The organism is Nocardia noduli (assembly GCF_019038455.1).
Classification (GTDB): Bacteria; Actinomycetota; Actinomycetes; order Mycobacteriales; family Mycobacteriaceae; genus Nocardia; species Nocardia noduli.
On sequence record NZ_JAFMPL010000112.1, the window covers coordinates 19729 to 27093 of the forward strand.

At 67.8% G+C, this 7365-nt stretch carries 6 protein-coding genes; 2 read left to right on the plus strand and 4 right to left on the minus strand.

From position 1 onward, the window contains the following. Window positions 1-4: 4 nt before the first annotated feature. The 4 genes from thrC to argS are packed head-to-tail and all read right to left on the minus strand — an operon-like array spanning window position 5 to window position 5607. Window positions 5-1120, minus strand: coding sequence for a threonine synthase (thrC, locus tag JZ792_RS35130; protein WP_216917213.1), 1116 nt, complete (start codon window positions 1118-1120; stop codon window positions 5-7). Beyond that, window positions 1117-2472 carry a homoserine dehydrogenase gene (locus tag JZ792_RS35135; protein WP_216917214.1) on the minus strand — a complete coding sequence of 452 codons (1356 nt, stop codon included), beginning with the start codon at window positions 2470-2472 and terminating at the stop codon, window positions 1117-1119. The genes thrC and JZ792_RS35135 overlap by 4 nt, the downstream gene beginning before the upstream one ends. Beyond that, entirely contained in the window at window positions 2469-3893 is a 1425-nt protein-coding gene (gene lysA / locus JZ792_RS35140; RefSeq protein WP_216917215.1) for a diaminopimelate decarboxylase, read from the minus strand. The genes JZ792_RS35135 and lysA overlap by 4 nt, the downstream gene beginning before the upstream one ends. Before the next feature lie 55 nt (window positions 3894-3948). Beyond that, window positions 3949-5607 (minus strand): arginine--tRNA ligase, encoded by a 1659-nt coding sequence (gene argS / locus JZ792_RS35145; protein WP_216917216.1) that lies wholly within the window; start codon window positions 5605-5607, stop codon window positions 3949-3951. Window positions 5608-5699: 92 nt separating this feature from the next. Here argS and JZ792_RS35150 point away from each other — a divergent pair, with 92 nt between their 5' ends. Together JZ792_RS35150 and JZ792_RS35155 are read left to right on the plus strand one after the other, a co-directional pair. Next, entirely contained in the window at window positions 5700-6596 is an 897-nt protein-coding gene (locus JZ792_RS35150) for a thioredoxin-like domain-containing protein (RefSeq protein WP_216917217.1), read from the plus strand. Window positions 6597-6706: 110 nt separating this feature from the next. Continuing rightward, a partial coding sequence (locus JZ792_RS35155) for a DUF305 domain-containing protein (protein ID WP_216917219.1) occupies window positions 6707-7365 on the plus strand: 659 nt, incomplete at its 3' end.

The following is a 7365-nucleotide window of genomic DNA, read 5'->3' on the forward strand; positions in this document are numbered from 1 at the left end:
CAACTCAGGCCAGCTCGAGTTCGGCGGCGATGGCGACCGGATCGACCGGAATCGCTTGCACCTGCGGCATTCCCAACAGCGCGGTGTCGGGATCCTTCAGGCCGTTACCCGTGACGGTGCACACGATGGTCAGCCCGGTGCCGAGCCAGCCGTCCTTGTGCGCCGCGAGCACACCCGCGACGCTGGCCGCGGACGCGGGTTCGACGAAGACGCCCTCGTGCGCGGCGACCAGGCGGTACGCCTCGAGGATCTCGTCGTCGGTGGCCGCCCGGAAAGCGCCGCCGGACTGTTCCTTGGCCTCGACCGCACCGTTCCACGAGGCGGGCGCGCCGATCCGGATGGCGGTCGCGATGGTCTCGGGATTCGAGACCGGTGCGCCGTTGACCAGCGGCGCGGCCCCGGCCGCCTGCACGCCGAGCATGCGCGGCAGACCGGTGGTGATGTTGTCGGCGTAGTACTCGCGGTAACCGCGCCAGTAGGCGGTGATGTTGCCCGCGTTGCCGACGGGCAGCGCGTGCACGTCCGGCGCTCGACCGAGTACGTCGCAGATTTCGAACGAGGCGGTCTTCTGCCCCTCGATCCGCGCCGGGTTCACCGAATTCACCAGGCCGACCTCGGGAAAGTCCGAGGTCACCTTGCGGGCCAATTCGAGGCAGTCGTCGAAATTGCCGTCGACCTGGATGATCTTCGCGCCGAGCATGACGGCCTGGGCCAGTTTGCCCATCGCGATCTTGCCCTGCGGGATCAGTACCGCGCAGCTCATCCCGGCCCGGGTGGCGTACGCCGCCGCCGATGCCGAGGTGTTGCCGGTGGACGCGCACAGCACCGCCTTCTGGCCGCGGTACTTGGCGTCGGTCATCGCCATCGTCATGCCGCGGTCCTTGAAGGAACCGGTCGGATTCGCACCCTCGACCTTGAGGTACACCTCGCAGCCGGTCAGCTCGGACAGGTACGGCGCGGGCACCAAGGGGGTGCCGCCCTCGAACAGGGTCACCGGCTCCCAGTCGGCCGCACCCCGCAGACGATCGCGGTAGGCCGCGATCAAACCAGGCCAGCGCGAATGCACGCCGGCTTGCGGGGCGATCGCCTTCCCGCCCTGCTGCCCGATACCGGTACTCATTCCTCGGTGCCTTCCAATCTCAGAACGCTGGTCACATTGGTGACGGATGTCATCTCCGCGAGAGCGGCGACGGTATCCGCGAGCGCCGACTCCACCGCGTGATGGGTGACGACGACCAGGCGCGCACCCTCGCCGTGCCCTTCCTGGCGCACGGTGGAAATGCTGACGCCGTGGTTGGCGAATTCGCCCGCGACCTTCGCCAGGACCCCCGGGACATCTTCGACCTGGAGATTCACGTGGTAGCGAGTGGGCGTATCGCCGATCGGCGCGATCGGTAGCTCAGCATAAACCGATTCACCGGGAGCGCGGCCACCGAAGAATTTGTTCCTGGCCGCCATGACCAGATCGCCGAGTACCGCCGACGCGGTCGGAGCGCCGCCCGCGCCCTGACCATAGAACATGAGCCGTCCGGCGTTCTCCGCTTCCACCACGACCGCGTTGAACGCGCCGCTGACGGCCGCCAGCGGATGTTTGCGAGGAATGAGCGCCGGATAGACGCGCACCGAGATGCGCTCCTTGCCACCCTCGGACGGGGTGGGCTCCCCCGGTCCCGCACCCACCCGCTCACAGATGGCGAGCAGTTTGACCGTGCAGTTCACCGCCGAGGCCGTTTCCAGGTCCTCGGCGTTGATCCTCGAGATGCCCTCGCGGTAGACGTCGGCGGCGGTGACCCGGGTGTGGAAGGCCAGCGAGGCCAGGATCGCGGCCTTGGCCGCGGCGTCGTAACCCTCGACGTCGGCGGTCGGATCGGCTTCGGCGTAACCGAGGCGGGTGGCCTCGGCCAGCGTCGCCGAATAGTCGGCGCCGGTCTCGTCCATCGCGGAGAGGATGAAATTGGTGGTGCCGTTGACGATGCCGACGACACGGTTGACCCGATCGCCGGACAGCGACTGGATCAGCGGACGCACCACCGGGATCGCACCGGCGACGGCGGCCTCGAAGTAGAGGTCGGCGCGGTTGCGTTCGGCGGCCGCGGCGAGCTCGCCGGTGTAGTCGGCCAGCAGCGCCTTGTTCGCGGTCACCACGGATTTGCCCGCGTTCAGCGCGGCGAGGATGAGGCGGCGGGCCGGGTCGATACCGCCGACCACCTCGACCACGAGGTCGACGTCGTCGCGGGCGACGAGCGCGTCCGCGTCGGTGGTGAGCAGTTCGGCGGGCAGCCCGCGATCCTTGGCGAGATCGCGCACGGCGACACCGCGCAGCACCACCGGCGCGCCCACGCGCGAGCGCAGGTCCTCGGCGTGGTCGCGCAGAATCCGCACCACCTCGGTGCCGACATTGCCCATACCGAGGACAGCGACGCCGAGCGGTCGATCCGCTCCCCAGTTACCGTTCTTGGCCACTGCGGTCATGACTGTTGCACCTCCAGGCTGAGCAGATCTGCGACCGTTTCCCGGCGCAGGATCAGCCGCGGCTGCCCGTCACGGACGGCGACGACCGCCGGGCGGGTCAACTGGTTGTAGCGGCTGGACATCGAGTAGCAGTACGCGCCGGTGGCGGCCACCGCGATCAGGTCGCCCGGGCCGACATCGGCGGGCATCCAGGTGTCACGAATGACGATATCGCCGCTCTCGCAATGTTTTCCGACCACGCGCGCGACGACCGGCTGGGCCTCCGACGAGCGCGAGACCAGACGGCAATCGTAGTCCGCCTGATACAGCGCAGGGCGGATGTTGTCGCTCATGCCGCCGTCGACGCTGACGTAACGCCTGCGCAGTCCGCCGTCGAGGGAGACGTCCTTGATGGTGCCGACCTCGTAGAGGGTGACCGTGCCTGGACCGGCGATGGCGCGACCCGGTTCGACCGCGATCTTCGGCGTCGGCAGGCCCGCGTAGGCGGCCTCCGCTTCGACGAGCCCGCGCAGTTTGGCCGCGAACTCGTCCAGCGGCGGCGGATTGTCGTTGGGCAGGTACGAAATACCCAGTCCGCCACCGAGATCCAGAATCGAGATCTGCGCGGTGCGTTCCGCGCCGAATTTGTCGATGGCGTCGCGCAGCAGGCCGAGCATGCGACGGGCCGCGATCTCGAATCCGTCGATCTCGAAGATCTGCGATCCGATATGGCTGTGCAGGCCGACCAGTCGCAGGTTCTTCGCCTCGAAGACCAGCGCGAGCGCCTCCATCGCGTCGCCGCCCGCGATGGAGAAACCGAACTTCTGATCCTCGTGCGCGGTCGAGATGTATTCGTGTGTATGGGCTTCCACACCGACGGTGACGCGTACCAGCACGTCCTGCACCACCCCGGCCGCGCCCGCGACCGCCTCGAGACGCTCGATCTCGATCAGCGAGTCGACCACCACGTGGCCGACACCGGCGCGCACCGCGGTTTCCAGTTCGTCCACCGATTTGTTGTTGCCGTGCAACGCGATTCGCTGCGCGGGGAAGCCGGCGTGCAGGGCGATCGCCAACTCGCCGCCGGAGCAGACGTCCAGCGACAAGCCCTCGTCGCGGATCCAGCGGGCGATCTCGCCGCACAGGAATGCCTTGGAGGCGTAGTGCACCCGCGCGTCGGGCCCGAAAGCGCGCACCATATCGCGGCAGCGGGAGCGGAAATCGTCCTCGTCGACGACGAACAGCGCGGTTCCGTACTCGGCGGCCAGATCCCGCACCGGCACGCCCGCGAACCGCACCGCGCCGTCGTCGTCACGGGAGGCGTTGCGGGGCCAGACGTTCGCGGGCAGGTCGATCATCTGCCTCGGATCCGAAGGCCGCTCGGCCAGATTCGGGGCGTGCGGGATTTCGGCGTGCCGGGGTCCGGCGGGATGAGCACTCACCGTGCTTCCTTCCTGAGATCAGCGAGCGCGCTCGCGCGACTCGACAGTGACGCACTCACATTCGCTCCGGTGCGCTGACACCCAGCAGTCCGAGACCGTTCGCCAGCACCTGACGGGTCGCCTTGACCAGTTCGAGCCGCGCGGCGTTGAGCGCGCTGACCGGCTCCTCACCCCGAGGCAGTACCCGCATGTCGTCGTCGGACTGGAAGGGGTGATAGGCCCCGGCCAGTTCCTCCAGGTAGCGCACGACCCGGTGCGGTTCGCGCATCTCGGCAGCGCTGGTCACCACGCGCGGGTATTCCCCGATGGTGCGAATCAGCTCACCCTCCCGATCCGAACTCATCAGCGCGAAATCCGGTGCGACGGATGGGAAATCGAAGGCCGACGCGTTGTCGATGATGCGGCAGGTGCGCGCGTGCGCGTACTGGACGTAGTAGATCGGATTCTCGTTGTTCTGTTTGGTCCACAGATCCAGATCGATATCGATGCTGGAGTTGACCGACGAACGAACCAGCGAATAGCGGGCGGCGTCGACGCCGATCGCCTCGACCAGATCGTCGAGTGTGACGACCGTGCCCGCGCGCTTGCTCATCCGCACGGCGACACCGTCTTTCACCAGATTCACCATCTGGCCGATGAGCACCTCGACGGTGTCGGGGTTGTCGCCGAACGCGGCCGCGGCGGCCTTGAGCCTGCCGATGTATCCGTGATGATCGGCGCCGAGCATGTAGATGCACAGATCGAAGCCGCGGGCCCGCTTGTTCTGGAAGTAGGCGATATCACCGGCGATGTAGGCGGAGGTGCCGTCGCTCTTGATGACGACGCGGTCCTTGTCGTCACCGTATTCGGTGCTGGCGATCCACCAGGCGCCGTCCTTCTCGTACAGATTGCCCGAGGTCTTCAACTCCTCGACGGCCTTCTCGACCGCACCGGAGGCGAACAGCGAACTCTCGTTGAAGTACACGTCGAAATCGGTGCCGAAATCGTGCAGGGTCTGTTTGATGTGGGTGAACATCAACTCGACGCCCTCGCGCCGGAACAGCTCGTGACGCCGCGGCTCCGGCAGGGTCAGCGCGTCCGGATGCGCGGCGAGCAGCGTCGCGGCGATCTCGGTGATGTAGGCGCCCGCGTAACCGTCCTCCGGGGTCGGCGCGCCGGTGGCGGCGGCGACGAGCGAGTTCGCGAACCGGTCGATCTGCGCGCCGTTGTCGTTGAAGTAGTACTCGCGGGTGACATCGCCACCCTGCGCGGCCAGGATGCGGCCGAGAGCGTCGCCGACGGACGCCCACCGGGTACCGCCCAGGTGGATCGGCCCGGTCGGATTCGCGGAGACGAATTCCAGATTGATCGCGGTACCGGCCAGCGCGTCACCGGTTCCGTACGCCGTGCCCGCGGCCAGCACCTTCGTCACGATCGCCCCCTGCGCGGCGGCGGCGAGACGGATATTCAGGAAGCCGGGACCGGCGACCTCGGCCGAGGCGATATCGTCCGCGGCGGCCAGCGCTTCGGCCAGCCAGCCCGCCAGCTCCCTCGGGTTCGCGCCCGCCTTCTTCCCGACCTGAAGCGCCACATTCGTGGCATAGTCACCGTGTTCCGGATTACGCGGACGCTCGACAGTGACCTCGTCGGGGAGGACCTGGGGGTCCAGTCCACGTTCGGCGAGCACCTTCGCGGCGATCGCGCGGAGGAGGTCTGCAAGGTCAGCTGGAGTCACGAGTCTCTATCCTATGGTCTGGGCAGGTGAACACCTTCGGGTGGGCACCACGCAGCACAGCGCAATCATCACGTCGAGAGAGCACACGAGCGATGTCGAGTAGCAATGCCTCGAAGTCGGCCAAGGCCGTCCGAGCCGCAGGGAAGGGCTCGCCCTCCCTCAAAAAAGGGGGCGGCGGCAAGAGCCGGCTTCCGGGGAAGCGCCAGATCCCGTGGATGGCCATCGGCGGGGCCGTGGTGATCATCGCATTGATCGGCGCCCTGGCATACAGCCTGGTCCCGAAATACCGCGACCAGGCCGACCTGGAGAAATTCACGCCGAGCGCGCAGAAGAAGGACCCCTCCGACCAGATCGAGGGTGTGCTGAAGAAGGACTACGCGCAGGGCGCGGGCAAGCATGTCGAGCCGACCCAGCGGGTGGCCTACGACCAGACCCCGCCCTTCGGCGGACCCCACGATTCGGCGTGGGCGGCGTGCACCGGTGTCGTCTACGGCAAGGCGATCCGTTCCGAGAACGCCGTGCACTCGCTCGAACACGGCGCGGTCTGGATCGCCTACAACCCGGACAAGGTCGACGCTTCGGGCGTCGAGACGCTGAGCAAGAAGGTCGAGGGCAAGGCGTACACGCTGATGTCGCCCTATCCGGGACTCGACAAGGCGATCTCGTTGCAGTCCTGGGGTCACCAGCTGAAACTGGACAGCCCCGACGACAAGCGGATCAACCAGTTCATCACCGCGCTGCGCCAGAATCCCTACGGCGTGTACCCCGAGGTCGGCGCCGACTGCTCCAACCCGTACTTCGACCGCGAGAACCCGTCGCCGTTCGACCCGTCCCCCGTCGGCCCCGGCGCCGTGCCGATGGACGGCTCCGGCATCGTCACCGACCCGGCTGAGCTGAGCGGTAGTGGCGGGGTTCCCGCGATGCCGAACATCCCCGGTGTGCCGTCACTGCCGACCGGACTGGCGCCGCAGCCCCAGCAGGGACAGTAGTGGGATCATCGCCCGACGCCTCGGAGCCGGATCGCCCCGGCTCCGAGGTGGACCCCGGTGATTCGGGATCGGAGGACGTCGCCGCACTGTCGGAAACCTCTGACACCGGAATGCGCGAACAGTTCCGCACCCAGCGGACCGCGCTGCTGATCATCGGCGCGATCGGGGCCATCCTCATCGGCTTCGCCATCGGCACCCTGGCCCGCATCCCGCTCGACGGTTCCGCCGAACCCGATCCCGGAACCGTCGACATCGGCTTCACCCAGGACATGTCGGCCCATCACGCGCAAGCGGTCGAGATGGCGGGCATCGCCCTGATGCGTTCCACCGATCCCGACGTGCGCAGGATCGCCTACGACATCATGACCACCCAGCAGGCCCAGATCGGTCGCATGCAGGGCTGGCTCCAACTCTGGGGCAAGCCGGCCCAGGGCCTCGACGGTTACATGGGCTGGATGACCGACACCCGCGGTGGCGGTCACGACCACGGCGGCACCGACAACCACACCATGAACGGCCCGACGTCGACCATGCCGGGCATGGCCACCGCCGCCGAACTCGCCGCCCTGCGTCAGGCCACCCCCGCCGAGTTGGACCCGATGTTCCTGCGACTCATGCTGCGCCACCACCAGGGCGGTCTCACCATGATCGAATACGCCGCCGATCACGCCGAAACGACCGCCGTGCGCACCCTCGCGGCGGGAATGGCCGCCAGCCAGAAGAACGAATCGCAACTCCTCACCACCCTGCTGACCGCTCGCGGCGGCGC